The sequence below is a fragment of the Mesorhizobium sp. P2_D1 genome (assembly GCF_056404455.1).
Genome location: NZ_JBFUDZ010000050.1, coordinates 1 through 24,395, shown reverse-complemented (window position 1 = coordinate 24,395; position 24,395 = coordinate 1). Strand labels below are relative to the sequence as shown.

Here is a 24,395-nt window from a genome sequence, read left to right as displayed (position 1 = left end):
AACGAACCAAATGCTTCTCATCCGCTGCCCCTATTGCGAGGAAGAGCGCCCGGAACTCGAATTCCGCAACGCCGGCGAGGCGCATATCGCGCGCTCGGCCAACATGGCTGGCGAGAGCGACGACGATTTCGAAAAGTTCTTCTTCATCCGCTCGAATCCCAAGGGCATCATCTATGAGCGCTGGCGGCACATGCATGGCTGCGCGCGCTTCTTCAATGCGGTGCGCGACACCGTCACCGACAAGTTCATCATGACCTACAAGGCCGGCGAACCGAAGCCGTCGAAGCTGCCCATAATCTCTAACGAAGTGGTTGCCAAATGAGCGGCGCGTTCCGCATTCCCGGTGCCGGTCGCCTCAAGCAGGCGAAGACCGCGCGGTTCAACTTCGATGGCCAGTCCTACACCGGTATCGAGGGCGATACGCTGGCCTCGGCGCTGCTTGCCAATGGCGTCCATCTCGTCGGCCGCTCGTTCAAATATCACCGCCCGCGCGGCATCCTGTCGGCGGGCGCGGAAGAGCCCAACGCGCTGGTCGAGATCAAGCGTGACGCGGCGCGCAAGACGCCGAACGTGCGGGCCACCGTGCAGGAGCTCTATGACGGGCTTGAAGCACAGTCGCAGAACCGCTGGCCGTCGCTGTCCTTCGACGTCGGCGCGGTCAACGACATCGCGTCGCCGCTGTTTTCTGCCGGTTTCTACTACAAGACCTTCATGTGGCCGAAAGCGGCCTGGAAGAGCCTTTACGAGCCGAAGATCCGCGCCGCGGCCGGCCTTGGCATTTCCCCGGATAAACCTGATCCCGACCATTATTCGTCGCGCTATGCGCATTGCGGCGTGCTGGTGCTGGGCGGCGGTGCAGCCGGCATCGCGGCAGCACTCGCCGCGGCCGAGACCGGCGTGCGCGTCATCCTCGCCGACGAGCAGGCAGAGTTCGGCGGCAGCCTGCGTTTCGAGACCGGCGCCGGGATCGATGGCCAGGACGGTTTTGCCTGGGCGCAGGCGGCGATTGCTAGGCTTCAAGGCATGGGCAATGTCCGCGTGCTTCCGCGCACCACGGCCTTCGGCTACTACGCGCAGAATTTCGTCGGCTTGGTCGAGCGCGTCAGCGATCATCTCTCCGCCCCCGGCCACGACCTGCCGCGCGAGCGGCTGTGGCAGGTGCGGGCCAAGCGCGTGGTGCTGGCCTCCGGCGCTATCGAACGGCACATGGTCTTCGCCGACAACGACCGGCCGGGCATCATGCTGGCCGGTGCGGCGCGCACCTATCTCAACCATTATGGCGTCGCTGTCGGCAAGAATGTCGGCGTCTACACCGCCAATGATTCCGCCTATGCGGCGGCGATCGACCTTAAGAAGGCCGGCGTCAACGTGGCGGCGATCGTCGACCTGCGCGACCATCCGACCGGACCGGTGATCGACGAGGCGAGGGCGCTCGGCATCGAGGTCAATTTCGGCCGCGCGGTGATCCGCGCCGGTGGCAAATTGCGGGTGTCGTCGATGACCGTGCAGCCGAAGAATGGCGGTGGCGAACGCACCATCCCGGTCGATGCGATCCTGATGTCGGCCGGCTGGACGCCGTCGGTGCATCTGTTCTCGCAGTCGCGCGGCAAGGTCGCTTTCAACGACGAGACCAAGCGCTTCGTGCCGGGCACCTATGCGCAGGATTGCGTCTCGGTCGGCGCCTGCAACGGCACCGACGGGCTGTCGGCGACGATCGACGAGGCTTATGCGGCCGGCGAGAAGGCAGCGAAAGATGCCGCTGCTAAAACCGCCAAGAGCAACAAGCCGAAGGTCGACGCCTCAGAGAGCTGGTCGCGCGGCATGCTGGGGGCTGCCCCCGGCGCCGGGCCGGACACCACGGTCAAGGCCTTTGTCGATTTCCAGAACGACGTCACCGCCAAGGATATCCGCCAGGCGGTGCATGAGGGCATGCGCTCGATCGAGCACGTCAAGCGCTTCACCACCAACGGCATGGCGACCGACCAGGGCAAGACCTCCAACATGCACGGCCTAGCGATTGCTGCCGAAGTACTTGGCAAGCCAATCCCGGAAGTCGGCCTGACCACGTTCCGGGCGCCCTATACGCCTGTCACCTTCGGCGCGATCGTCAGCCACTCGCGCGGGCCGCTGTTCGACCCGACGCGCAAGACGGCGATCCATCCGTGGGCCGAGGCGCAAGGCGCCGTGTTCGAGGATGTCGGACAGTGGAAGCGCGCCTGGTATTTCCCCAAGGGGGGTGAAGACATGCACGCCGCGGTCGACCGCGAATGCGTCGCGGTGCGAAAGACGGCCGGCCTGTTCGATGCCTCGACGCTCGGCAAGATCGAAGTGGTCGGGCCGGATGCGGCCAAGTTCATGGAACTGCTGTACACCAATCCGTGGGAGAAGCTGGAGCCAGGCCGCTGCCGCTATGGCATCATGCTGCGCGAGGACGGCTTCATCTATGATGACGGCGTCGTCGGCAGGCTGGCGCCAGACCGCTTCCATGTGACGACGACGACCGGCGGCGCGCCGCGCGTCATGAACCACATGGAGGATTATCTCCAGACCGAGTTCCCGCAACTCAATGTCTGGCTGACCTCGATCACCGAGCAATGGGCAGTCATCGCCGTACAGGGACCGAAGTCGCGTGACATCATCGCGCCGCTGGTCGAAGGCATCGACATGTCCGACGAGGCGCTGCCGCACATGTCGGTGCGCGAAGGCAAGATCTGCGGCGTGCCGACCCGGCTGTTCCGCATGTCCTTCACCGGCGAGCGTGGCTTCGAGGTCAACGTGCCGGCCGACTACGGCCAGGCCGTCTGGGAAGCGCTGTGGGCCGAGGGCCAGAAGCATGGTGCGGCCGCCTACGGCACCGAGGCGATGCACGTGCTGCGCGCCGAAAAGGGCTACATCATCGTCGGCCAGGATACCGACGGTACGGTGACGCCGAACGATGCCGGGCTCGACTGGGCGGTCGGCAAGAAGAAGGCCGATTTCGTCGGTATCCGCGGCATGGCGCGGCCGGATCTGGTCGCCAAGGGCCGCAAGCAACTGGTCGGCCTCAAGAGCAAGGACCCCAAGGTGGTGCTGGAAGAAGGTGCGCAGATCGTCGAGGATCCTAAGCAGGCGATCCCGATGAAGATGATCGGCCACGTCACCTCGAGCTACTGGTCGGAAAATTGCGGCCGCTCGATTGCCCTTGCGCTGGTCGCCGGCGGCCGCGACCGCATGGGCGACACGCTCTACGTGCCGATGCCGAACGGGGTGATCGAAGTGGAGGTTTCCGGCATGGTGTTCTTCGACGAGACGGGAGGGCGCCTCAATGGCTAAGGCCGCCGCAAAGAAGATGGCCACGGTTGCATCGCCTTCGGTCGAGCGCCGTCCGGCGTTGGCTGGACGCAGCACCGCCGCGACCGGCGCCAAGGTCGAGGTGCTGCCGCCGGCCGAGCGTATCTCGCTGCGCGCGCCGGAGGCTTCGACTGCCGCCCTTTCCAAGGCGCTTGGTGTTACCTTGCCGAAAAAGCCGAAGACCTCGGCCACGAAGGCCGGTCGCACCGCTCTGTGGCTTGGACCCGACGAATGGCTGGTCATCGACGAGGCCGGCAACGATCCGCTCGTCGACTGCGCCGCGGTTTCCGCCCTCCATTCGGCCGTCGGTATCTCGCATCGCAACATCGCGATTGCCGTGACGGGCGCCGGCGCGGCCGCGGCGATCAATTCTGGCTGCCCGCAGGATCTGTCGCTCGATGCCTTCCCGGTCGGAGCGGCTTCGCGCACGATCCTGGGCAAGGCCGAGATCGTGCTGTTGCGCACGGCGGCCGATGGCTTCCGGGTCGAGTGCTGGCGTTCCTTCTCGGACTATGTCTTTACTTTCCTGTCCGAGGGATCGCGGGACGCAGCGGTCTGAACTCGGAACGTTTTGCAGGGCACGCTCGTTCTGCATCCGTACACCGAGGGAGAATGCCGATGCCGTCGAATTCCGCGCCGAAGTCGCCGGTCAAGAAGAGCCCTGCCGTTCGTTCGCTCGAACATGAGAAGCACGAAGGCTCGAGCGCCGAAGAAGAACTCGAGGAAGGCCTCGAGGACACCTTTCCGGCCAGCGATCCGGTGTCGATAACCGGGACGGCCATCCCCGGCGGTCCCGCGAAGCCGGGCAAGCCTAAGACCGTGGCCGGCCGMAAGAAGCGCACGAGGTAGTTTCCATCGGACCAGGCCGGATCGGGCCTTCTCAATCCCATCGGACATGCTATTTGAAGCGCTTTGGGAGAGAGAAATGCCGACAAAGGCCATCGTTTGGGGCGAGAACGTCCACGAGCAGACCAATGCCGCCGTGCGCGACCTCTATCCCTTGGGCATGCATGGCACGATCGCCGCGGCGCTCAACCAGGACAAGGGTATCGAGGCGACCACCGCCACCTTGCAGGAACCCGAGCACGGCTTGAACGAACAGCGCCTGGCCAGCACCGATGTCCTACTGTGGTGGGGCCACAGGTCGCATGGCGAGGTCAAGGACGAGATCGTCGAGCGGGTGCAGAAGCGGGTGTGGGAAGGCATGGGGCTGATCGTGCTCCATTCCGGCCACTACTCGAAGATTTTCAAGCGGCTGATGGGCACGCCCTGTTCGCTGAAATGGCGCGAGGCGGGCGAGCGCGAGCGCGTCTGGGCGATCAACCGCAGCCATCCGATCGCGCAGGGCATCGGCGAGTGCCTGGAGATTGGCGAGACGGAAATGTATGGCGAGCCGTTCGCGGTGCCGGAGCCGCTCGAGACGGTGTTTGTCTCCTGGTACGAGGGCGGCGAGGTGTTCCGGTCCGGACTGACCTACCAGCGCGGCGCCGGCAGGATCTTCTACTTTTCGCCCGGCCACGAAACCTACCCGATCTACCACAATGAGGGCGTGCAACAGGTGCTGCGCAACGCCGTGCATTGGGCGCACAACCCGGCGCCGGCCTGGTCCGGCATCACCAATGCGCCGAACGTGCCGACGGATGCCGCCAAGGAGAAGATCGTCCAGAAAGGGCTGCGCCTGCATGCGGACGGTGACAAGGGCCTGAGTTGATGGGCCAGACCGGGCTACGCGTCAGCGTTCGACTGGGCCAGTCCGGTGCCGCCAACCGAGGTGGCGTCGCTTAGACCAAACTGCTCGCCAGGCCGGCTTTCAATTTGCGCCGGCCTCGGCGTTTGATTTTGTCTCAGAATGTGCTGGGCACGATCCACGGATTGATGCTGATGCCGAGCCGCGGGCCCTCGCCGTCAGCGGTGTTTTCCGTGGAACCCTGCTTCTCGACCGAGCCGGTGGGAGCGCAATCGAGCTTCACATGGGTCCTGGTGTCGACGCAGGTCGCAGCAGGCGCCTGCTTGACCGGATGGGTGGCGCCGGCGGCGAAGGCCGAGCCCGAAAGTGCCAGCACGGCGGCGAGGGTGAGGAGTGTCGTTTTCATCGTCAGTCTCCGTTTTCGACCGTTGAATTTTTTCCGTACGTGTACGATACGGCGTACATATACGTCTGGCGATGCTGTCGTTCAAGTCAGAGACGTACATGTACGAATGAATTTTATTGAACTTTTATTGAACGCCGAAAATCGCGGCGTTCTGGCGCAGCCGAGCACTCCAACCGGACGTTGGTCGTGATTGTCAGAGCCTGTGAAGGATGCCGCTCAGCACTTGACCGGCGTTTCGGTCAGCGGCGGCACGGTCTGCGTGCTCAGCGTGGCAAGCGTGAAATCGCACATCCGCTTCACGAAAGCCTGCGGGTCGCCGAAGGGATAGAACGGAAAGGTGATCAGCAGCGAGATCGTGCCGTGGCCGACCGCCCACAACATGGTGGCGATGGCGCGCGGGTCGCCCTGCAGCTTGCCGGCGGCGACACAGGCCTCGACCCTGCTGATCAGCGCGTTCATCGCCGGGTTGCTGTATTCCATGTCCTCGTAGCTCCTGCCTTCCGGCAGCTTGGTCTTTTCGGTCATGAACACGGTGCGGTATTCGTTGGGATTGCCGAGCCCGAAAGCGGCATACTCGGTCATGACCGCCTGCAATGCCTCAATCGGATCGTCGGACGAATGCTCCTCGATGCGGCGGGCAAGCGTCTCGAATGCATCCTCGGCCAGGGCGAACAGGATGTCCTGCTTGTCGGCGAAGTAGGAATAGACCGACATCGGCGCGTAGCCGACCCGCTTGGCCAGTTTGCGGATGGTCAGGCCTTCATAACCTTCTTCCTGGACGAGCTTGTGCGCGGCCTCGACCAACTCGGAGCGCAGTTCGGCCCTTTGTTTCTCGCGGCGTGTCTGGACGCTAGGCGGCAAGATCTCGTGCCTTTGGTTGGTTGGTACCTGGCTAAATTATATACGCTGTACGAAAACGGACAAGGGCGCGACAGGTTCCCAAACGGCATGCTTCAGATCGCGCCGATGCCGCCGTCGACGGCCAGCGCATGGCCGGTCATGAAGGAGTTTGCCGGATCGGCGGCAAACAGGATGGCGGTGGTGATTTCGTCGACTTCCGCCACCCGCTTCATCGGCACGCCACGCGTCAGCTCCGCCAACGCCTCCGCTTCCGGCGCGCCGGAGACGCGCACGAAGCTGTCGACCATCGCCGTCCTCGTGTGGGCGGGGCAGATGGCGTTGATACGCAGGCCCTTGGTGGCGTATTCGACCGCGGCCGAGCGGGTCAAACCGATGACGCCGTGCTTGGCGGCGGCATAGACCGAGAGTTTCGGCGCGCCGGACAGGCCGGCGGCCGAAGCGATGTTGACGATGGCGCCGCCCTTGCCGGTCGCCTTGAACTGCCGCTCCATCTGCGGGATCTGGTGCTTCATGGCATAGAAGACGCCGAGCAGATCGACCTCCAGCACGCGGCGGGCCTCATCCGAGGGGACCTGCGGCAAGCGCACGAAGCTCTGCACGATGCCGGCATTGTTGATGGCGACATCCAGCCGACCGAATTTTTCGACCGCCAGCCTGACCAGATCCTCGGATAGTTTTTCGTCGGCGATGTTGCCGGCAAGGGTCGCCGTTTCGGCCTGCAGCGTGGCTGCAAGGTCGGCCAGCGCCCTTTCGTCGATATCCGACAGCACCAGCCGCGCGCCTTCAGCGGCAAAGCCTTTCGCCGCACCCCGGCCAAGCCCGCCGGTCGCACCGGTGATCAGCACGGTTGCTCCCGCAAAACGGCCCATCACGCCTCCTGGTCGATCAGTTTCGCGGCGAGATGCGAAAGCAGTTTTACCGCCTCGCCATAGGTTCTGGCCTTTTCGGGATTGGAGGCGTTGCCGTCCAATGCCCGCTTGAAGACGCCTTGGCAGATCGCCGCCAGACGAAAGAAGGAGAAGGCCAGGAAGAAGGTCCAGTTGTTGCCAATGCCGTCCAGCCCGCGTCGCCGGCAGTAGGCGGCGACATAGCTTTCTTCAGAGGGCAGGCCGAGCGCATGCCGGTCGACGCCGCCCAAGCCGCGAAAGCCCGAGGCGTGGGGCAGGCGCCATTGCATGCACTGATAGGCGATGTCGGCGAAGGGGTGCCCGAGCGTCGACAATTCCCAGTCGAGCACCGCCAGAACCGTCGGCTGGTCGGCGGCAAAAATCAGATTGTCCAGCCGGTAGTCGCCATGCACCAGAGAGACGCGGCCGTCGGCGGCGGGCCTATGCGTCTCAAGCCAGGCAATCAGCCGGTCCATATCGGCGATGGTACCGGTTTCCGAGGCGCGATACTGGGCGGTCCAGCGGGCCAGCTGGCGCTCGAAATAATTGCCCGGCCGGCCGAAATCGACGAGACCCGCGGCCCCGACATCGACATCGTGTAGCGCCGCAAGCGTAGCGTTCATGGCATCGTAGATGGCGGCGCGTTCGTCGTTGTCGCGGGCCTCCGGCAGCGCCGGATCCCAGAGGATGCGGCCGTCGACGAAATCCATGACGTAGAACATACGGCTGATCGGCGAGTCCTCCGCCGACAGATGCAGCATCCTGGGCACCGGCACGGCGGTGCCGGCAAGGGCGCTCATCACGGTGAATTCGCGGTCGACCTGATGGGCCGATTTCAGCAGTTGCCCGGGCGGCTTGGCGCGCAACACGTAGCGGCCGCTTTGCGCAGTCAAAAGGTAAGTCGGGTTCGATTGGCCGGATTTGAATTTTTCGATGGAAAGGAGCCCGGTGAAGCCGGGGATGCTGGCCTCGAGATAAGGCGCCAGTGCTGCCTGGTCGAGAACGTTCGGATCGTTCATGCCGTCTCGGGCTGGCGTTCGATCAGGGTCAGCGTGAGCCAGCGAGCGGTCAGTGCCGGTTTCTTGGAGCCTTCGATCTCGATCGTCACGTCATGCGCGGTCTGCACCCAGCCCGACGGCCTGACCTTGACGTCGGCCAGCACGAAATGGGTGCGGATGCGCGCGCCGGTCTTCACCGGCGCCAGGAAGCGCAGCGAATCGAAGCCGTGGTTGACGCCCATCTTGCCGTTTTCCAGCGGCGGCATGGTCTCGAAGGTCATGGCCGACAACAGCGACAGCGACAGGAAGCCATGCGCGATTGTGCCGCCGAACGGGGTCTCGCGCATGGCGCGCTCCGGATCGCAGTGGATGAACTGGTGATCGTCGGTGGCGTCGGCGAACTGGTCGATCATGCGTTGGGTGACCACCCGCCACGGCGACACGCCAACTTCCTTGCCGACACTGGCCAGAAGTACATCGAGACTGATCGGTTCCACGCGGATGTCCTCCAGTTCACCCCCGGCTCCGGCCGGAAAATGTTATTCCTTGAACAAGGTCAGCCCATGCTGCACCGACTGTCCGCCGTCGATCGGCAGGATGGCGCCGGTAACATAGCTGCCTGCACGGCTGCACAAATAGAGTGTTGCGCCGGCAATGTCATCCGGTGCGCCGATACGGCCGATCGGAACATGGTTGCCGACATGTGCGGCCTGTTCCTGGGTGCCGGTGGCAAAAGCCGTCATGCGGCTCTGGAAGGGGCCGGGGGCGAAGGCGTTGACGGTGATGCGGCGGGCGGCGAACTCGAGCGCGAGGGTGCGCGTCAGATGATGAACCGCGGCCTTCGACGCGGTGTAGGAATAGGCATCGTCGGCCAGCGGCTGCGTGCCCATCACCGAACCAAGATTGATCACCCGGGCCGGATCGGCATCGCTGGCGGCGGCATCGAGTAGCGGCAGCAATTCGCGAGTCAGATGGAAGACCGCGGTGACATTGACACCGAGCACCTTCGCCCAGGCGGAATAGGGAAAGCTCTCCAGCGGCGCGCCCCAGGATACACCGGCATTGTTGACCAGGATGTTCAGGTGGTCGGTCCGCGCCTTGACCTCGGCGACGAGTGCGGCAATGCCGGCTTCGCTGGAGACATCGCCGGCGAAGCCTTCGGCCCGGCCAGGTGCGCCAAGCCCGTTCAGTTCACCGGCGACCTTGATGCAATCCTCGCCCTTGCGCGAGGCGATCATGACGCTCGCGCCTGCATTCACCAGCGCGGTTGCCGCCATGCGGCCGATGCCGGTCGCCGCTCCCGTCACCAGCGCGGTCTTGCCGGCCACCGAAAACAGCTCGTCCAGATAGCTCATCACAATCCTCCGCGCCCTGCCTTGGTATGCGGGCCTCGGTGTGCAGGCAAAACAGTTCGCGTTGACAAGGCTATCCGAAGTACGGTCATCCTTGCCACGGGTAAAATGCCTGGCCTGCATGAAGGGTTAGCGATGACGGAGATGAATCTCGGCATGACCGAGCGGCTGAAGCCGATCCACGCGCGCGTCGCGGCCATGGTGCGCGACGAGATCATGCCGCTCGACAAGGAATTCCTCGGCGAAGTGGGCAAGCAAGGCGACCGCTGGGTCCATAGCGCGCGCCAGAGTGAAATCCTCGAAGGGCTGAAGAAGACCGCACGGGAGCGCGGCCTGTGGAACTTCTGGCTGACCGGCTCGGAGCGCGGCTACGGCCTGTCCACCGTCGAATACGCCTATCTTGCCGAGGAGATGGGCAAGGCGCATCTCGGCGCCGAGACCTTCAACTGCTCGGCGCCCGACACCGGCAACATGGAGGTGCTGGAACGGTATGGATCGGCCGACCACAAGAAGGCGTGGCTCGAGCCGCTGCTAGACGGCAAGATCCGCTCGGCCTACCTGATGACCGAGCCGGATGTCGCCTCGTCCGACGCCACCAACATTGCGATGCGCTGTGAGCGCCAGGGCGGCGACTATGTGCTCAACGGCGAGAAATGGTGGGCTTCCGGCGCCGGCGATCCGCGCTGCGCCATCTACATCGTCATGGTTAGGACCGGTGCCGACGAAGAGCCGAAACACAGGCGGCATTCGATGATCCTGGTGCCTTCCGACGCAAAGGGCGTGACCAAGGTCCGGGCCATGCAGGTCTATGGCGACGATGATGCGCCGCACGGCCACATGCATCTTCGCTTCGACAATGTGCGGGTGCCCGCATCGAACCTGATCCTTGGCGAGGGCAGGGGGTTCGAGATCGCGCAGGGGCGGCTCGGCCCCGGCCGAATCCACCACTGCATGCGCGCCATCGGCCAGGCCGAGATGGCGCTGGAGATGCTTTGCCAGCGTTCCGTGCACCGCGAGGCCTTCGGCCAGCCCTTGGCAAAACTCGGCGCCAATTTCGACATCATCGCCGAATGCCGCATGGAGATCGAGATGGCGCGGCTGCTCTGCCTGAAGGCGGCATGGATGATCGACCAGGGCGATGCGCGCGCCGCAGCACCCTGGATCAGCCAGATCAAGGTGATCGCGCCGCGCGTCGCGCTCAAAGTCACCGACGAGGCGGTGCAGATGTTCGGCGCGCAAGGCATCAGCCAGGACACGCCGCTGGCGCGCTCATGGACGCATCTGCGGACATTGCGCCTTGCCGATGGGCCTGATGCCGTGCATCGCCGCCAGGTGGCGCGGACCGAACTGAAGAAATACACGCAGGAAAAGGTCTGAGCGCCGGCATTCGTCACCCGGCGACGCCGGCAGGTCCAAGCAAGGAGTGTTCCGATGACCGTCCCCTCCGAAATGAAGGCGCTGCTGCTTGTCGGCGACGGCTACACAAGGACACCTTCCGGCAGCGTGCTGGAGGCGATGGAGCCTTATCTCGAACCGGGCAGCATCGCGGTTCCGATGCCGGGGCCGACGCAGGTGCTGATCAAGGTCAGTCTCGCCTCGATCAATCCGTCCGATGTCATGTTCATCAAGGGCCAGTACGGCCAGCCGCGCGCGAAGGGTCAGCCGGCCGGTTTCGAGGGTGTCGGCACCGTCGTCGCCAGTGGCGATGAGCCCTATCCCAAGAGCCTCGTCGGCAAGCGCGTCGCTTTCGCCACAGGCGTCACCAACTGGGGCTCATGGGCCGAATATGCGGTGGCGGAAGCGGTGGTCTGCATCCCGCTGCTCGACATCGTCGGCGACGAGGATGGCGCGGCGATGATCGTCAACCCGCTCACCGCGCTCGCCATGTTCGACATCGTCAAAGAGGAGGGCGAAAAGGCCTTTGTCATGACCGCCGGCGCCAGCCAGCTCTGCAAGCTGATCATCGGCCTGGCCAGGGAAGCGGGTTTTCGACCCATCGTCACGGTGCGCCGCGACGATCAGATCGCGCCTCTGAAGGAGCTTGGCGCGGCGTACGTCCTCAACGAAAAGGCGCCGGATTTCAAGACGGCGCTACGCGAGGTGATGAAGGCCGAACAGCCGCGCATCTTCCTCGACGCGGTGACCGGGCCGCTGGCCTCCGCCATTTTCGACGTCATGCCGAAGCGCTCGCGCTGGATCATCTACGGGCGGCTCGATCCCGAAGCCACGATCATCCGTGAACCCGGCCAACTGATCTTCCAGCACAAGCACATAGAGGGTTTCTGGCTGAGCGAATGGATGCGCCAGTTTCGCGACCGCCGCGGCCCAGCGATCCTGGAAGCGCAGAAACGGTTCTCCGATGGGCGCTGGTCGACCGATGTGACGGCAGTGGTGCCGCTCGCCGAGGCAATGGCGCGGGTGCCGACGGAACTGGCCAAGCCCAACGGCAAGGTGTTCATCAGGCCTTAGCATGAAGGTGCCCGAAGCTCGAATACGAAGCCTCCAGACGCTCTCGATGCCAAAAATGCTGGTGTCCGGCTGCCGCTGGCGCCGTCGGGCGGCCATCCGCTCTTTCAGCCCTCTATGCCGCGCCGCTTTGTCCGTGATATGCCGCCGCCATCGAATGCCTGACGGCGCCGGCAAGGGCTTGTTCCAGGGCGGTGTGGAGTGACTTGATGACGATTGCCAAGCCGGTTTTCGACCGTTTGGGACTTAGCATGTGGATCGGAGCGTTCCTAATCGTTCTTGTCATGGTCCTGTGGTCGCCCGACACGCATTCGGTGCTGGGGGCCTACAGATTTGGCAGCGAGGAATTTCTGGCCGGCCGGCCGCTCTACAATCTTGGCTCCCAGATGGGGTATCTCTACGCGCCGGCTTTTGCCGCGCTCTATGTTCCGCTGTTGAAGCTAGGCCCGCATCTGGGCGGCCTGGTGTGGCATGCCCTCGGCTTCGCGGTGCTGACCTTTGCCGCAATGCGGCAGGTTCGCAAGCTCGGCGGTCAGCAACTGACCTGGCTGCTTTCATTCGGCCTCTTCCTCGCTCTGCCGCTGGCGCTCGGCGCGATCCGCAACGGACAATCGACAATACTGCTGACCGGCGCCTGCTGGCTCCTTACGCTTTCGGCGCTTGAAGGTCGGCGCGCCGAGACCTTCTTCTGGGCTTCGCTGGCCGTCATCGCCAAGCCGACCGCGATCATCATGCTGCTGTTGGCAGGAGGGCTGCGCCCCCGGCTGATCCCGGTGCTGGTGCTGGCGGTGCTGTTCGTGCTCGCCATACCTTATGCTTTCGCGCCAGCCAGTTATCTGAACGGCCAGTATCTTGATTTCGCCCGCATGCTGACCTCGATGGCGGTCGACAAGACCAGCCGCTTTGTTGCCTCCGATTTCACCGCGCCTTTTGCGGCGGCGGGGATGCCTGTCGCGGAATCCGGCGCCACGGCGGTGCGCTTCGTGGTCGGCCTGTTGACGCTCTCGACCGTGCTCTGGTTCGATCGCAAGCTCGAGCGGGGGACCGCCGGGCTGGCGATCTTCCTGACAGCCACGTTCTACATGTGCGTCTTCAATCCGCGCGTCGAGCCCAACACCTATGCGATGATCGCCGTGCCCGCCGGGCTCGCCGTCGCCCTGCTGTGGCGCGAGGAACGAGGCGGCGTCTTCGCCTCGGTGCTGTCGACGGCACTGTTCGCGACCGGGCTGACCGGCGTCGAGCAACATGTGCATGCTTTCCTCTACCCCTGGTTCCGGCCGATCGCGATTGCCTTCATCGCCTGTTCCCTGATCTGGTGGTTCTGGGCCAAGGCGGGAGAAAAGGTGGTGAATGCGGGGGTCGCAAATGGCTGAGTCGCGGCCGGTACTCGATATCGTCGCGCCGTTCCTCAACGAGGCGCCGTCGGCATTGGCCTTCGCCGAGTTGCTTGCCGCGCTGGAGGCAGCGGTGGCAGAGCGCTTCGGCATGGACGTGCACAAGATCCTGGTCGACGACGGCAGCCGCGACGATGGCGCCAAACGGTTTTCGCAGGTGCTGACGGGGTCATGGGAGATCGTCCGCCTCAGCCGCAATTTCGGCAAGGAAGTCGCCGTGCTCGCCGGCCTCGACCAGTCGCGCGGGGACATGGTGCTGATCATGGACGCCGACCTCCAGCATTCGATGGACATCAGCCTGAAGATGATCGCCGAGCTGGTGGAGCATCCCGACATCGATGTCGTCTACGCGCAGAACGACAGGCGTGAGGCCAGTTGGCGACGCAGTCAGCTGGCGCGGCTTTTCTACAGCCTGATCAACAGCAGCCAGCGTTTCGACATTCCCGAAAATGCCGGCGACTTTCGCGTCATGCGCGGTGCCGTGGCGCGTGCGCTGACCAGCCTGCGTGACAAACGACGCTTCAACAAGGGCCTGTTTGCCTGGGCCGGCTTCCGCCAGAAGGCGTTGCCCTATTCGCCGGAGAACCGCGCCAGCGGCACGTCGAAATGGAGCCGGCTCAACCTGATCGCCTTCTCGTTGGAAGGTTTCACCTCCTTTTCCGTCATTCCGCTGCGCTTGATCAGCCTCAGCGGGCTGCTTGCCGCATTTGCCGGCGCGGTCTACGGCGCCAAGGTGTTCTTCGAGGTGATCTTCTACGGCATTGCCGTTCCCGGCTATCCCAGCCTGCTGGTCGCCGTCGTCCTGCTCGGCGGCCTCAACCTGACCCTTCTCGGGCTGATTGGCGAATATGTCTGGGTCACGCTCAGCGAAAGCAAGGATCGGCCGGTCTATATCGTGCGCGATGTCGTACGCAGCGACGTCGCTCCCGACAGGTTGGCACCGGGCGCTCGCGAGGCATGAAGCGGCGCATCCGCCTGATCGCCGACGACTACGGCCTGGCGCCAGGCGTTTCCGCCGCGATCCTCGACCTGCTCGATCGTGGGCGCCTGACCGGTACCAGCTGCATGACCGGCTTTGCGCAATGGGCGCAGGAGGCTGAGCGCATAAAGCCCCTGTGTGGCCGTGTCGCGGTCGGGCTGCATCTTACCTTGACCGACCAGCCAGCCGTCACCGGCCGGTCGAGCCTGGCGCCGGAAGGCCGGCTGCCACCACTCCGCTCGCTGGCATTGCCTGTTCTGCGCGGCCGCATCGACGACCTCGATGTGCATGCCGAACTCGACGCCCAGTACAGCCGCTTCGTCGAAGCACTCGGGCGCCGCCCCGATTTCGTCGACGGGCATCAGCATGTGCATTTTCTTCCCGTCGTGCGCACATGGCTGCGCGCGCGTCTGCACGACGAAGCCGACAGGCCGGCGCTGCGCGGCGCGCCGGCACTGGCCGGCACGGCGCCGAAAGTCGCCGCGATCGCAGCGCTCGCCGCCGGGTTCAACCAGTCCATGCTGCATGCCGGCTTCACCGTCTTCGAACCGCTCGCCGGCATCTATGACTGGCGGCGGCCCGAAAAGTTCGCATCCGTGCTGCAGGCCGCCGTCGAGGCATTGCCGGAACGGGGGCTGTTCATGTGCCACCCCGGCCATGTCGACGAGACGTTGCGCGCGCGTGACCCGATGCAAAGCGTGCGCGAGGTCGAATTCGCGGTCCTGGCATCGGACGATTTCGGCGCCAGCCTGGCCCGCGCCGGTGTCGCAATCATGGACGGCAAGGGATGAGCGGCGCCGACCAGCCCCGGCGTTCGACCGGCAACAAGATCGTCCGCTTTGCCATCGTCGGACTTGCCAACACGGCCATCGACCTTGCCAGCTTCTACCTGCTGCTCAAGCTGCAGATGCCGCCGGTGCCCGCCAACATCGTTGCCTGGTTCATCGCCGTCAGCTTTTCGTTCGTGGCGAACGGCTTCTGGGCGTTCGAGCGCAATCAAGCCATCCGGCTGCGTGACGCCTTCCTTCGTTTCGCCTCGCTCGGGGCACTGATTTCGCTCGGTGTCTCCAGCCTTTCGATCGCGCTGTTTGCCGCTACCGTCGGAGTTTGGCCGGCAAAGATCGGCGGCGTCGTGGTGGCGGCGGTGCTGAATTTCCTCGCCGCGCGCTGGTCGATCGAAGGCCGGTTCTTGAGATAGGCACTGCCTATACACGGGCGGGAACCGCGACACACTTTCTTGGACTTCTCTATTCGGCCGGCTCAACCTTGCTATAGGCGGCTTCCTCGAGCTCGCGCTTCAGCCGCGCTTCCTCATGGGTCTTCGGCGTGACGAAGCGACCCAGCAAGAGATAGGCGACCGGCGTCAGGAACAGCGTCGAGACGGTTGCAAGGCCCAGTCCGCCGACGATGACCCAGCCGAGCGCCACGCGCGCCTCGGCACCGGCGCCGCTCGCCAGCACCAGCGGCAGGCCACCGAGCACGGTGCAGATCATCGTCATCATCACCGGCCGCACGCGGATGATCGAGGCCTGCTCGATCGCTTCGCGCACGCCAAGCCCGCGATCGCGCAGCTGGTTGGCGAATTCGACGATCAGGATGCCGTTCTTGGCCATGACGCCGACCAGCAGCACTAGGCCAATCTGGCTGTAGGCGTTGAGGCTGGTGCCCGAGAACAGCAGCGCGAAGATGGCACAAGCTAGTCCGAGCGGCACCGTCGCCATGATGATGACGGCGCTGACGAAGCTTTCGAACTGGGCGGCCAGCACCAGCAGGATGATGACGAGCGCGAAGCCGAAGATGGTCACCATGCCGCTGTTGGTCTCGCCCAGCGTTGCCGCCTCGGCCAGCGGCAGGATGCGGCTGCCCGCCGGTAGCAACGGTGTGGCGATTTCCTCGGCGCGGGTCAGCGCATCGCCGAGCGCGAAGTCGCCGTTGAGGTTGGAGGTGATGGCCACCGACGGCTGCTGCTGCTCGCGCGATAGTGACGGCGGCACCGCACGCTCGGTCAGCGTGGCAATGGTCGACATCGGCACGAAGCGGCCGTCTGATGTCTTCAGGAAGATGTTCTCCAGGTCGGTCGGGTCGTTGATCGGGTTGGTGGTCGAGACCAGCTTCACGCCGTAGCTGCGATCGGCGATGTAGACGTCGACGACATCGTTGCCGTCGAGCATGGCCTGCAAGGTGTTGGCCATCCCGGTGATGTCGATACCGAGGTCGGAGGCGCGCTCACGGTCGATGGCCACGGCCAGTTGCGGCTGCGTCGGGTCGATGGACAGGCGCGGCGTCTGGAAGCGTGGGTCCTTCTGCATCTCGGCGATGATCTTGACCGCCGCGTCGCCGAGCGCCTTGCGGTTATTACCGACCAGCGCGAACTGCAGGCCGTTGCCGGCACCGCGAATGCCGAGGCTGTTGGGCTGCACCGGGAAAATGCGCACGCTCGGCACTTGCCTGGTCAGCTGGCTGATCTCGGCCATGATCTCTTGCTGGCTGCGGCTGCGCTCGTTCCATGGCGCCAGCGTCATCACCATGAAGCCTGAGTTGTAGGAGCCGTTCTGGCCGGCGTTCTCGAACGTGCTGCGGATCTCGCCGGACTCGCGCATCGGCTGGATCAGCCTCTCGATCTTCTGCATCTGCTGCGTCGTGTAGTCGAGGCTGACACCTTGCGGGGCGCTGATGCGCAACAGCACGGCGGCGCGGTCCTCGGTCGGCGTCAGTTCCTGGCGGATGGTGCCGAACAGCGCGAAGGCGGTGCCGGCAAACAGCACCGCGACCAGAAGCACGATCCATGGCGCGTCGAGGCAAGCGTGCAGGGCGCGCTTGTAGGCTGAATTCAGCGCGCCGCCGATGCGGGCGCCGATGCCGTGGCCGCCTTCATGGTGGAGCGATGCGCTGGACAGCATGCGCGAGGCGAGCATTGGGCACAGCGTCAGCGCCACCACGCAGGACAAAAGCACCGACATGGCGAGCACGAAGCCGAATTCGCGGAACAGGCCGCCGGTCTGGCCCGGCAGGAACGAGATCGGCACGAAGACGGCGACAAGCGTCAGCGTCGTGGCAATGACGGCGAAGAACACTTCCTGAGCGCCAAGCACGGCTGCGGCGCGCGGGCCCATGCCTTCATTGCGTCGTCGCACGATGTTTTCGAGCACGACAATGGCGTCGTCGACGACCAGTCCCGTCGCAAGCACCAAAGCGAGCAGGGTCAGGATGTTGACCGAGAAGCCGGCCAGATAGATGGCGGCGATGGTGCCGATCATGGCAACAGGCATCGACAGTCCCGGGATCAGCGTTGCGCGCCAGTCAAGCAGAAACACATAGATGACGATCAGCACCATGGTCACGGACAGGCCGAGTGCGATCTCGACCTCGTGCACCGCGCCGTTGACGAAAACCGCGTCGTCGCTGGTGATCTTGATCGACATGCCCTTGGGCAGGTTCTCCTGCAACTTGGCGACGGCGGCCTGAACGCCGGTCGAGATGTCCAGCGTGTTCGATTCCGCTTGGCGGATGATGCCGATGCCGATGCCGGTCTTGCCGTCCGAACGCAGCGTGGTCTGGCCGACATCGGGGCCCAGCGTGACGGTGGCGACGTCGCGGATGCGCGTCGTGCCGCCGATGATGATGTTTTCGAATTCCTCGGGCGTGGTCACGTCCGCTGTCGTGCGGACGATCAGGTCCTGGTCTGTCGTGGTGATCGAACCGGCCGGGGAATCGAAAGCGACTGAGGCAAGCGCCGTCCTGAGGTCGGCGACGGTGAAGCCGAGGCTGGCGAGCTTGTTCTGGTCGACGTCGATCCGGAAAATCTTGTCCCGATAGCCATAGATCTGGACGTCGGCAACGCCGGGCACGGCGGCCAGTTCGTCCTCGATCTGGTCCTGGACCACCACCGTCATGTCCTGGATCGACATGTTGTCCGAAGTTACCGCCAGTCGCATCACCGGGTCGGAATTGGCGTCGGCCTTGACGATGCGCGGTGGATCGGCCGTGTCCGGCATCAGGTTGGCGACACGGCCGACGGCATCGCGCACGTCCGAGGCGGCGACATTGAGGTCGACGCCGTCGTTGAACTCGATGGTGACGCGGCTCGAACCGAAGGAGGAAGACGACGAGATCGACTTGACGCCGGAGACGCGGGCGACAGCGCCCTCGATGGTGTCGGTCAGTTCACGGTCGACGGTTTCGGCCGCAGCGCCTGCGAAGGCGGTCGAGACCGTGACGACCGCGCGGTCGACGTCAGGCAGTTCGCGGATCTCGACGCCATAGAAGGCAGCCAGGCCGGCAACTGCGATCAGTGTGTTCAGCACGAAGGCCATCACCGGCCTGCGGATGAACAGGGCGGTAAAGCCGGTGTCGCTTGCGGCGTTGACGGGGCTGGTCATGAGCCTTGAGCAGCGTCCGCGGCGCGCTGCTCTTCGCCGGCGGTGTGCACCGCRCCGCCYTCGCTGACGCTCTGGGTGCCTTCGGTCACCACCATGTCGCCGCTGTCGATCTCCGCGTCGATCAGCACGGTCTCGGTGTTGCGTTGAATGATGCGCACCGGGACCCGCCTGGCCTTGCTGTCCTCGACCTGCCAGACATAGGCGCCGTCCGATCCCCAGAGAATCGCCAGCGGGCTGACGGCCGGATAGGTCTCGCCGGCGAACTTCATAGTGACGCCGAACGACATGCCGGCGCGCAGCGAATCGGCCGGGTTGGCGATCTTGGCCTTGACCAGCAAAGTGCGGCTCTTTTCATCGATGTGGTTGTCGATGGCCGAAACCGTGCCGGTGTAGGCTTTGCTGGGATTGGCGATCGGCGTCGCCGTCAATTGCGCGCCGACCTTGACGGCGGCGGCGAAGCGTTCGGGCACGAGGAAATCGACAAGGATACTGGAGCGGTCGTCGAGCGTGGCGATCGCCGACTGGTTGGTCACATAATTGCCGGCGGCGATCGGCAGGATGCCGACGGTTCCGGCGATCGGTGCGATGATGGAACGGCGCTGCAGGGCAAGTTCGGCATCGCGAAGTACCAGTTTGGCGACCGCCAGCACCACTTCGGCATCGGCGACGGCGACCGGTGTCGCTGCGTTGGAAGCCCGCAGCGATTTCACCCGGTCGAGCTTGTTCTGCGAGTCCTGTAAGACGAGCTTGGCACGATCCTGCGCGATCACCTCGGTCTCGGAATCGAGGGTGGCAATGATCTGTCCCTTGTCGACATGGCTGCCGGATTCGACCAGCAGTTCGGCAAGGCGGCCGGAACTGTATGGATTGACGGTCACCGAGGCATTGGCACGGCCAGTGCCGATCGCCTGAAGGCGGTCGTTGATGGTCGCCGTAGTGGCGGCCAGGGCGACCACGTTCACCCGCCGGTTGCCGCCATTGCCGCCGTTCGCCTGCTTCGTGCTGGCGGCACCGGTTTCAGCTGGGGGCGTTGCCGCATATACCCAGTCTATCCCCCAGCGTGCCAGCACCTCGGGTGCGCCCGGAAAAAAGCGCAGCCAGGCGGCTGAAGCCACGACCAGCACCACAAGCGCGAAAAGTATCTGTTTCCAGGCGGCCATCGGCACTCCGGTTAGGCAAAACAATCCTTCCGTCTAAAGCGCGTCGCGTCGAAACGGATTCATGTGACGCGCTTTAGGTCTTTTGTTTATGCATGTCGTTATCTCAAAACCGGGGCCACTTTTGAGCGACATGCATTGGCGGTTTCCCGAAAGGAAGCAGACGCAGCGAGGCTATTCTAAGGCAAGAAGACGCCCCGATATCGCGCCTTTATGACAACTCGCCAGTGTCAGCGCACATTAAATCTGTGTAACGTTGACGGTCTAACGCAGACCTTCCATCTCGCGGATGCGCTTGGCGCCTTCTGCTTCCAGTTGCCTTGTGACGGCTCCGATCAGTGTTTCGGCGACGACGAAGAGGGCTGCCGAAGAGTCCCATGCCGACGGCACCGCGGTTCGTCCGGCAATGACGTGGCGGGCAAAGCGGGCGATCGGCGACAGCCACTGGTCTGTGAACAGCACGATCTGAACGCCGCGCTGGTGTGCCTTTTCGGCGAAGCGGAGGAGGCTGTCCTGGTAGCGCCTGATGTCGAAGATCACCAGCACGTCGCGCTTGCCCATGTCGATCAGCCGGTCGCGCCACATGCTTTCCTGGCCGGCGAGGTGAAAGACCTCGGGCTGGATGATGGCGAGGTGGGCGGCCATGTAACGCGCCAGCGGATCGGTGAAGCGACCGCCGATCAGGAAGGTCTTGCCGCGTCGGTCGGCAAGGCGGGCGGCGATGTCGGCAAGCTGCTTGTCGGACAGGTGCCTGAACGTCTCGCGCATATTGTCGAGCGTCGCTTCCAGCATCGGTGACGCGGTGCCGCCGCCGGGCGAGGGCGGGTTGAGCGTCCTTATGGCCGGCGATTGCAGCTGCGCCGCCAGTTCGTCCTGCAGGCTCGACTGGAATTCGGGGTAATTCTGGAAGCCGAGCCGGGCAACGAAGCGCAGGATCGTCGGCGACGAGACGCCAGCCGCGGCCGAGAATTCGGCAACCGTCTTGAGGCCGATCATCGGATAGCTGGCGATCAGGGTCTGGGCCGCGCGCCTTTCACTGGCCGGCATCGTGCCAACGCGGTCGGCGATCAGTTCGGCAATGCTGGAAATCATCTTTCCCCCGCCCCCGGAGCGGAATGGCTAAACCCATCCGGCTCCGTCTGTTTGTCTTGGCCGCATTTTTGCGACGTCAGGTGATTCCACCTGGCTGCAAAATGCTTCGGCCCTGTCCACTGTCTTTTCCGAAATCGCATTTGACAAAACCGGGTAAACTGTATGAAATCATCCATAGGGACGCAATGAGACAAAATACGTAACATACGATACAGCGCTCCCCGGGGACGGCAGACTATGGAGCAAGCACGGCCCGCCAGCCTTGCATCGTCTGATACCGTGAGGGTGACCAACCCCGGCGGATCAAGCCCTTTCGTGCTGACCTGCGATCATGCCTCGAATTTCCTGCCGGCCGAATTCGGCACGCTCGGCCTTGCCGCCGAGGACCTGTCCCGTCACATCGCCTGGGATCCCGGCGCGTTGCCTGTTGCCCGCCGCATGGCCGAGGCGCTCGACGCGACGCTGGTCGAAACCCGCATTTCGCGGCTCGTCATCGACTGCAACCGTCCGCTGGATGCGCCCGATCTGGTGCCGCCGGTCAGCGAGACCACGACGATACCCGGCAATGCCGGCCTGTCGGACAAGCAGCGCGCGGCCCGCGTCGCGCTGTCGTGGCAACCGTTTCATGCCGCCATCGAGGAGATTGTCGACGGCAGGCTGGCGCGCGGGCAGGAAACCCGCCTGGTGTCCGTGCATTCCTTCACGCCGATCTACAAGGGCCGCAACCGGCCCTGGCATATCGGCATCATTCACGACGAGGACCGCCGGCTGGCGTCGCCTTTGATTGGGGCGCTGAAGCGGCTTGCCGGCGTCACCGTCGGCGTCAACGAGCCCTATTCGCCGGCCGACCGCGTCTATTTCACGCTGGAGCGCCACGCACGTTCGCGCGGCCTGCCGTGCGCGATGATCGAGATCCGCAACGACGAAATCGCCGGCGAGACCGGGCAGCGGAAATGGGCGGATCTGCTCACGGGCATTTTTTCGGATCTGGAGCCACAGGAGGCCGGATACACCAGATCGCATTCAGTCGGAAAGTCAGTTCAATCGGCCAGCTAAGAACCAACAGGGGACTTCCAATGGCAGCACCGGGTTACACTGAAGTTGACAAGGCGGAGGACGTAAAGGCCCTCCACAGCATGGGTTACGCCCAGGAACTGGAGCGGCGCCTCAGCCGCTTTTCGAATTTCGCCGTTTCCTTCTCGATCATCTGCATCCTTTCGGGCGGCATCAATTCGCTGGCCCAGGCAACGTCCGGCGCCGGCGGCATCGGCATCGGCATCGGCTGGCTGGTCGGCTGCTTCGTTTCACTGACCTTCGCGGTCGCCATGTCGCAGATCAGCTCAGCCTATCCGACTGCCGGCGGCCTCTATCACTGGGGTTCGATCCTTGGCAACCGCGGCACCGGCTGGGTCACGGCCTGGCTCAACCTGCTCGGCCTGATCACCGTGCTCGGCGCCATCAATGTCGGCACCTGGACGTTCTTCGTCGGTGCCTTCGGACCGGCGCTCGGCATCGAGGGCACGCTGACCAACCAGATGATCTTCCTGGTCATCATCACCGGCGCCCAGGCACTGATCAATCATCTCGGCATCAAGCTGACGGCGAAGCTGACCGACTTCTCGGGTTATTTGATCTTCTTCGGTTCGATCCTGATCGCGGTCGTTTGCCTTCTCTCCGCCGAGACCTGGGATTTCAGCCGGCTGTTCACCTTCCACAACTACTCCGGCGATGCCGGCGCCAGCGTCTGGCCGTCGGTTTCGAATGCCTGGGTGTTCGCACTTGGCCTCTTGCTGCCGATCTATACGATCACCGGCTACGATGCTTCCGCGCACACCTCCGAGGAAACCATCAAGGCAGCCTCCTCGGTGCCGCGCGCCATGGTCATGTCGGTGATCTGGTCGGCCGTCTTCGGCTACTTGTTCCTGGCCGCCTTCGTGCTGATGATCCCGAACATGGATGACGCCGCCAAGCAGGGCTGGAACGTGTTCTTCTGGGCCTTCGACCAGCGCGTCAGCCCCGGCATCAAGGAGTTCGTGTACCTCGTCGTGTTCGTCGCGCAGCTTCTGTGCGGCCTCGCAACCGTGACCTCTGCCTCGCGTATGATCTTCGCCTTCTCGCGTGACGGCGGCCTGCCGGGCTCATCGGCACTCGCCAAGGTCAGCCCGACCTATCGCACGCCGGTGGCGGCGATCTGGACGGCGTCGATCCTGTCGGTGCTGTTCGTCTGGGGTTCGACGCTGGTCTCGGTCGCCGGGACCTCGGCCTACACCATCGTCGTGTCCTGCACCGTCATCTTCCTGTTCCTGTCCTTCACAGTGCCGATCGTGCTCGGCATGCTGGCCTGGGGCACGCCGAAGTGGGACAAGATGGGTCCGTGGAACATGGGGCGCGGCGTGTTCATGCTGTTCGCGTTCCTGTCGATCGTGTCGATGATCCTGATCTTCGTCATCGGCATCCAGCCGCCAAACGATTGGGCGCTCTACATCACCGTCGGCTTCTTCATCTTGACGGCGATCGTCTGGTTCGCCTTCGAACGGAACCGCTTCCAGGGTCCGCCGCTCGGCGACATCATCGCGGCGCGTCAGGCAGCCATCAAGGCGGCGGAACAGGCCGTCGGCGAAACTGGTCACTGACATCAACCATCCTGGCCATGGCCGGCATCGCGCCGGCCATGGTTTTGTTTAACCCGTTCAAAAGCTCAAGCGCTGGAGTGCCAAAGGAATGGCCGGAAATTTCTCGTTCGATCAGTTGAAGAAAGCGGTCTCCAGCGGCGAGATCGACACGGTGCTCGCCTGCATCGTCGACATGCAGGGGCGGCTGGCGGGAAAGCGGTTCCTGGCGCAGTATTTCGTCGATTCCGCGCATGACGAGACGCACGGCTGCAACTATCTCCTGGCCGCCGACATCGATATGGAGCCGGTGCCCGGCTACAAGGCGGCGAGCTGGTCGAAGGGCTATGGCGATTTCGTCATGAAGCCGGATCTGGCGACGCTGCGGCGCATTCCGTGGCTGGAAAAGACGGCGCTGGTGATCTGCGACGTGCTCGACCACCACACGCATGACGACCTGCCACATTCGCCACGCGCCATCCTGAAGAAGCAGGTCAAGCGGCTGACGGAGCGCGGCTATATCGGCTATTTTGCTTCCGAGCTCGAATTCTATCTGTTCAACGAGACCTACGATTCCGCCCGCAAGAAACACTGGCAGGGGCTCGATACCGCCTCGCCTTACATCGGCGACTACCAGATCGGCATCACCACCAAGGAAGAAGGCGTCATGCGCCGGCTTCGCAACGAGATGGAAGCGGCCGGCATCCCGATCGAGAATTCCAAGGGCGAGTGGGGCCCAGGCCAGGAAGAGATCAATGTGCGCTATGCCGAAGCGCTCGACATGGCGGACCGCCACGT

General features: G+C 64.1%; 23 protein-coding genes. 14 read left to right on the top strand and 9 right to left on the bottom strand.

The features are described 5' to 3' along the window. The first annotated feature begins 10 nt into the window (after positions 1-10). The 5 genes from AC1D0I_RS26415 (at position 11) to AC1D0I_RS26395 (ending at position 5,041) form a co-directional block, all read left to right on the top strand. The gene (locus AC1D0I_RS26415; protein WP_457150381.1) at positions 11-322 is read left to right on the top strand and encodes a sarcosine oxidase subunit delta; all 312 of its coding nucleotides are present in this window, start codon (positions 11-13) and stop codon (positions 320-322) included. Then, positions 319-3,312, top strand: coding sequence for a sarcosine oxidase subunit alpha (locus AC1D0I_RS26410; protein WP_477398796.1), 2,994 nt, complete (start codon positions 319-321; stop codon positions 3,310-3,312). Before AC1D0I_RS26415 ends, AC1D0I_RS26410 begins: the two co-directional genes overlap by 4 nt. Further along, on the top strand, positions 3,305-3,889 hold the full coding sequence (locus AC1D0I_RS26405) for a sarcosine oxidase subunit gamma (RefSeq protein WP_477398795.1): 585 nt from the start codon (positions 3,305-3,307) through the stop codon (positions 3,887-3,889). Before AC1D0I_RS26410 ends, AC1D0I_RS26405 begins: the two co-directional genes overlap by 8 nt. Before the next feature lie 59 nt (positions 3,890-3,948). Then, positions 3,949-4,179, top strand: coding sequence for a hypothetical protein (locus tag AC1D0I_RS26400; RefSeq protein ID WP_477398793.1), 231 nt, complete (start codon positions 3,949-3,951; stop codon positions 4,177-4,179). A 76-nt stretch (positions 4,180-4,255) separates the two neighbouring features. After that, on the top strand, positions 4,256-5,041 hold the full coding sequence (locus AC1D0I_RS26395) for a ThuA domain-containing protein (protein ID WP_477398791.1): 786 nt from the start codon (positions 4,256-4,258) through the stop codon (positions 5,039-5,041). A 133-nt stretch (positions 5,042-5,174) separates the two neighbouring features. On the opposite strand, the gene AC1D0I_RS26390 is transcribed toward AC1D0I_RS26395, so the two are convergent. The 6 genes from AC1D0I_RS26390 to AC1D0I_RS26365 form a co-directional block, all read right to left on the bottom strand. Continuing rightward, entirely contained in the window at positions 5,175-5,423 is a 249-nt protein-coding gene (locus tag AC1D0I_RS26390; protein WP_477398790.1) for a DUF680 domain-containing protein, read from the bottom strand. A gap of 216 nt (positions 5,424-5,639) precedes the next feature. After that, the gene (locus tag AC1D0I_RS26385; protein ID WP_477398788.1) at positions 5,640-6,284 is read right to left on the bottom strand and encodes a TetR/AcrR family transcriptional regulator; all 645 of its coding nucleotides are present in this window, start codon (positions 6,282-6,284) and stop codon (positions 5,640-5,642) included. A gap of 92 nt (positions 6,285-6,376) precedes the next feature. Beyond that, positions 6,377-7,153: an SDR family NAD(P)-dependent oxidoreductase gene (locus AC1D0I_RS26380; RefSeq protein WP_477398787.1), complete on the bottom strand. Its 777-nt coding sequence runs from the start codon at positions 7,151-7,153 to the stop codon at positions 6,377-6,379. Further along, complete coding sequence (locus AC1D0I_RS26375) at positions 7,153-8,190, bottom strand: phosphotransferase family protein (protein WP_477398785.1); 1,038 nt, start codon at positions 8,188-8,190, stop codon at positions 7,153-7,155. Before AC1D0I_RS26375 ends, AC1D0I_RS26380 begins: the two co-directional genes overlap by 1 nt. Next, positions 8,187-8,672 (bottom strand): MaoC family dehydratase, encoded by a 486-nt coding sequence (locus tag AC1D0I_RS26370; RefSeq protein WP_477286079.1) that lies wholly within the window; start codon positions 8,670-8,672, stop codon positions 8,187-8,189. The genes AC1D0I_RS26375 and AC1D0I_RS26370 overlap by 4 nt, the downstream gene beginning before the upstream one ends. 36 nt (positions 8,673-8,708) lie before the next feature. Then, positions 8,709-9,524, bottom strand: coding sequence for an SDR family oxidoreductase (locus AC1D0I_RS26365; protein WP_477398783.1), 816 nt, complete (start codon positions 9,522-9,524; stop codon positions 8,709-8,711). A gap of 132 nt (positions 9,525-9,656) precedes the next feature. Here AC1D0I_RS26365 and AC1D0I_RS26360 point away from each other — a divergent pair, with 132 nt between their 5' ends. The 6 genes from AC1D0I_RS26360 to AC1D0I_RS26335 all read left to right on the top strand — a co-directional run bounded on the left by AC1D0I_RS26360 (position 9,657) and on the right by AC1D0I_RS26335 (position 15,558). Beyond that, positions 9,657-10,898: an acyl-CoA dehydrogenase family protein gene (locus tag AC1D0I_RS26360; RefSeq protein ID WP_477398781.1), complete on the top strand. Its 1,242-nt coding sequence runs from the start codon at positions 9,657-9,659 to the stop codon at positions 10,896-10,898. 54 nt (positions 10,899-10,952) lie between these two features. After that, positions 10,953-11,990: a zinc-binding dehydrogenase gene (locus AC1D0I_RS26355; RefSeq protein ID WP_477398779.1), complete on the top strand. Its 1,038-nt coding sequence runs from the start codon at positions 10,953-10,955 to the stop codon at positions 11,988-11,990. Positions 11,991-12,196: 206 nt separating this feature from the next. After that, positions 12,197-13,360 carry a glycosyltransferase 87 family protein gene (locus AC1D0I_RS26350; RefSeq protein WP_477398777.1) on the top strand — a complete coding sequence of 388 codons (1,164 nt, stop codon included), beginning with the start codon at positions 12,197-12,199 and terminating at the stop codon, positions 13,358-13,360. Further along, complete coding sequence (locus tag AC1D0I_RS26345) at positions 13,353-14,342, top strand: glycosyltransferase family 2 protein (RefSeq protein ID WP_457150368.1); 990 nt, start codon at positions 13,353-13,355, stop codon at positions 14,340-14,342. Before AC1D0I_RS26350 ends, AC1D0I_RS26345 begins: the two co-directional genes overlap by 8 nt. After that, a complete protein-coding gene (locus AC1D0I_RS26340) occupies positions 14,339-15,151 on the top strand; it encodes a ChbG/HpnK family deacetylase (protein WP_477398775.1) in 813 nt (270 codons plus the stop codon). Before AC1D0I_RS26345 ends, AC1D0I_RS26340 begins: the two co-directional genes overlap by 4 nt. Then, positions 15,148-15,558, top strand: a complete 411-nt coding sequence (locus tag AC1D0I_RS26335) for a GtrA family protein (protein ID WP_095084614.1) — start codon at positions 15,148-15,150, stop codon at positions 15,556-15,558. Before AC1D0I_RS26340 ends, AC1D0I_RS26335 begins: the two co-directional genes overlap by 4 nt. 49 nt (positions 15,559-15,607) lie before the next feature. Here the strand turns inward: AC1D0I_RS26335 and AC1D0I_RS26330 are convergent, their stop codons facing one another. From AC1D0I_RS26330 to AC1D0I_RS26320, 3 genes are all read right to left on the bottom strand, one after another. Next, a complete protein-coding gene (locus AC1D0I_RS26330) occupies positions 15,608-18,739 on the bottom strand; it encodes an efflux RND transporter permease subunit (RefSeq protein WP_477398773.1) in 3,132 nt (1,043 codons plus the stop codon). Next, positions 18,736-19,899, bottom strand: coding sequence for an efflux RND transporter periplasmic adaptor subunit (locus AC1D0I_RS26325; protein ID WP_477398771.1), 1,164 nt, complete (start codon positions 19,897-19,899; stop codon positions 18,736-18,738). Before AC1D0I_RS26325 ends, AC1D0I_RS26330 begins: the two co-directional genes overlap by 4 nt. A gap of 261 nt (positions 19,900-20,160) precedes the next feature. Then, the gene (locus AC1D0I_RS26320; protein WP_457150364.1) at positions 20,161-20,988 is read right to left on the bottom strand and encodes a MurR/RpiR family transcriptional regulator; all 828 of its coding nucleotides are present in this window, start codon (positions 20,986-20,988) and stop codon (positions 20,161-20,163) included. A gap of 237 nt (positions 20,989-21,225) precedes the next feature. On the opposite strand from AC1D0I_RS26320, the gene AC1D0I_RS26315 reads away from it, so the two are divergent. From AC1D0I_RS26315 to AC1D0I_RS26305, 3 genes are all read left to right on the top strand, one after another. After that, positions 21,226-22,044: an N-formylglutamate amidohydrolase gene (locus tag AC1D0I_RS26315; protein ID WP_457150363.1), complete on the top strand. Its 819-nt coding sequence runs from the start codon at positions 21,226-21,228 to the stop codon at positions 22,042-22,044. A gap of 20 nt (positions 22,045-22,064) precedes the next feature. Beyond that, positions 22,065-23,621, top strand: a complete 1,557-nt coding sequence (locus AC1D0I_RS26310; protein ID WP_184876729.1) for an amino acid permease — start codon at positions 22,065-22,067, stop codon at positions 23,619-23,621. 88 nt (positions 23,622-23,709) lie between these two features. After that, positions 23,710-24,395: type I glutamate--ammonia ligase (locus AC1D0I_RS26305; protein ID WP_477398769.1), on the top strand; the 686-nt coding region annotated here is incomplete at its 3' end.